Source organism: Clostridia bacterium (assembly GCA_019683875.1).
In the GTDB taxonomy this organism is placed as follows: Bacteria; Bacillota; Sulfobacillia; order RBS10-35; family Bu92; genus Bu92.
In genome coordinates, this window is the sequence record JADGHN010000177.1 from 1 (window position 1) to 2,646 (window position 2,646).

A 2,646-nucleotide genomic window follows, 5' to 3' on the forward strand; every position below is an offset into this window, starting at 1 on the left:
GGGGGCTTTTTTTTTTTTAACAACCCCCACCACCCGCGCGCGCGGCGGCGGGGGCCCCCCCCCCACTCCTACGATGGACGGGATTCCGCCTGTGAACCGACGGGTCGTCGCGGCGCTGGTCGTGGCCGTCGTCGCCGTGTCCTTTTCGAGCATCTTCATCCGGTACTCCGACGCGCCGGCCATCGCCCTGTCCTTTTACCGCCTGGCCCTGAGCCTGCCCATCCTGGCGGCGCTGGGGCTCGCCGGCGCCCGGCGCCGGGCGCGGACCGCGCCGGCCGGGCCCGCGGGGCCGGGGGGCGCCGGCGCCGCGACCACGCGGATCCGGAGGTGGCTGCCTGCCTCCGAACGCGCGGCGCTGCGGGACGTCGCCGCGATGATCGCGAGCGGCGTCTTCCTCGCCCTGCACTTCGCCGTGTGGATCGCCTCGCTGGAGTACACGACCGTCGCCAGTTCCGTCGTGCTCGTCACGAGCCACCCGCTTCTGGTGGGCGTGCTCGCCATGCTCCTGGGCGACGACCGCCTGCCGCCGGGCGCCTACCTCGGCGGCGCGCTGGCCGTCCTCGGGACGGCGCTGATCGGTTGGGGCGACTACGCGCTCGGCGGCACGGCGCTGTACGGCGACCTGCTCGCCTTCCTCGGCGCCGTCTTCATCTCCGGATACATCCTCATCGGGCGCCACGTCCGCCGGCACGTGGACAACCTCGCGTACACGCTGTGGGTCTACGCCGCCGCGGCGGCGGCGCTGGCGGCGATCGCCGCGTTCGCCGGCGTCCCGCTCTGGCCGTACCCGGCCGGGGAGTGGTTGATCTTCCTCGCCCTTGCGGTCGTGCCGACGATTTTCGGCCACACGCTCTTCAACTGGGCGCTCGGTCACGTGCCGGCCGCCGCCGTGTCCATCGTGATCCTGGGCGAGCCGGTGGGCTCGACGCTGCTCGCCTGGCTGTTCCTCGGGGAAGTTCCGACCGCGGGGGAGATGATCGGAGGGGCGGTCATCCTCGCGGGACTCGTCTACTTCTCGCTCGCGATGCGAAACGCGGAGGCGTCGTCGCCGGCGACGGCGTGAACGCGCCGGGCGCTCACGCGCCGCGCGCGGGGCGCACGTCGAAGGTGGCCAGGCTCACACGCTGATCGCGCCGTCGCGGAAGTCGGACGCGCCCAGGCGCACGTCGACGACCGCCGGCCGGCCGCACGAGAAGGCCGCCTCCAGCGCGGGCGCGAGCTCCTCCGGACGCTCCACCCGCCATCCCTGGCCCCCCAGCGCCTCCGCCAGCCGGTCGTGGCGCGCGTCCGGGGAGAGTGACGTCGCCACCGCGCGGTCCGCGCCGTGGATCTGCACCTGTTCCCTGCGGATCTGCGTCCAGGCGCCGTCGTTGCCGATCACGGCCACGAACGGCACATCCTGACGCGCGGCCGCCTCCAGTTCCATGGCGCTGAAACCGAAGGCGCCGTCGCCGAAGACGGCCAGCACCGGCGCGTCGGGTTCCGCGAGCCGGGCGGCCATCGCGTACCCGGCGCCCACGCCCAGCGTGCCGAGGGGGCCCGGGTCCAGCCAGCCGCCGGGCCAGCGGCGCGGCCGCACGACGTTCGCCACGGTGGCCACGATGTCGCCGCCGTCGCCGACGACGATCGCTTCATCCGGCAGCGCCCGCTCGATTTCCGCGGCAAAGCGCAGCGGGTGGACGGGGCTCGCCTCGGACGCGAGGCCCGCCGCCATGCGCGCGGCGCGGCGCCGCTCCTCCTCGCGCAGGTCCTCGAGCCACGCGAGGCGGGCGGCGACGACCTCCTCGGACGCCGCCGCGGCGGCGCCCGCGCCCGGTCCCAGCCGGCCGGTCCGTCCCCGCACCACGGACACGAACACTTCCAGCTCCTCCAGCAGCGCGCGCAGGAAGACGGCCGGATCGCAGGCCGCGCCCACCTGCGGGGTCCGATTGCGGGCGAGCTCGTGGGCGTCCATGTCCGCGCGGACGAGCGCGGCGCCCTCGTTCCAGGCCGGGGCGCGCCCGTAGCCCAGGCGGAAGTCGAGCGGCGCGCCGAGCAGGACGACGGCGTCCGCCTCCATGAGCGCCTTCTTGCGGCTGGCCGCGAACGCATGCGGGTGAGCCGGCGGCAGGATGCCGCGCGCGAGGCTGTTCGCGTAGACCGGCGCGAGCAGGCGCTCCGCCAGCCGGGCGACGTCCGCGCTCACCCGCTCCGGCGCGGCCGCCCACCGCAGCTGGCTGCCGGCGAAGACGAGCGGCCGGCGGCTCTCCGCGAGCAACTCCGCCGCCCGGCGGACGGCCGCCGCGTCCGGCGGGGGAAGCGGAGCGGGCTCGGAGGGCCCGCCGGCGCGCCACGGGTCGGCGTCCGGCGCCGCCGGCCGCGGCAACGGCGCCGCCGTGCCGTACAGCACGTCCAGCGGCAGCTCCACGACGACCGGCCCCGGCGGCGCGGCCTCGGCCACGGCGAACGCGAGGTCGACGGCCGCCGGGATGTCCGCCGGGTCCCACACGCGCCACGCCGCCTTGCACACGGGCCGCACGACGGCGAGCGCGTCCATCTCCTGCAGCGCGCCCTGCCCGGCCAGCGCGAGCGGCGCCTGCCCCGCGAGCACGACCATCGGGCTCTGCGCCCGGCGCGCGGTGGCGAGCGCCGTCACGGCGTTCGTGA

General features: G+C 76.2%; 2 protein-coding genes. One reads left to right on the forward strand and one right to left on the reverse strand.

Going from position 1 to position 2,646, the window contains the following annotated elements:
* The first annotated feature begins 91 nt into the window (after nucleotides 1-91).
* Nucleotides 92-1,063 carry a DMT family transporter gene (locus tag IRZ18_09570; GenBank protein MBX5477354.1) on the forward strand — a complete coding sequence of 324 codons (972 nt, stop codon included), beginning with the start codon at nucleotides 92-94 and terminating at the stop codon, nucleotides 1,061-1,063.
* 54 nt (nucleotides 1,064-1,117) lie between these two features.
* Here the strand turns inward: IRZ18_09570 and IRZ18_09575 are convergent.
* On the reverse strand, nucleotides 1,118-2,646 hold a 1,529-nt coding region (locus tag IRZ18_09575; GenBank protein ID MBX5477355.1), incomplete at its 5' end, for an acetolactate synthase.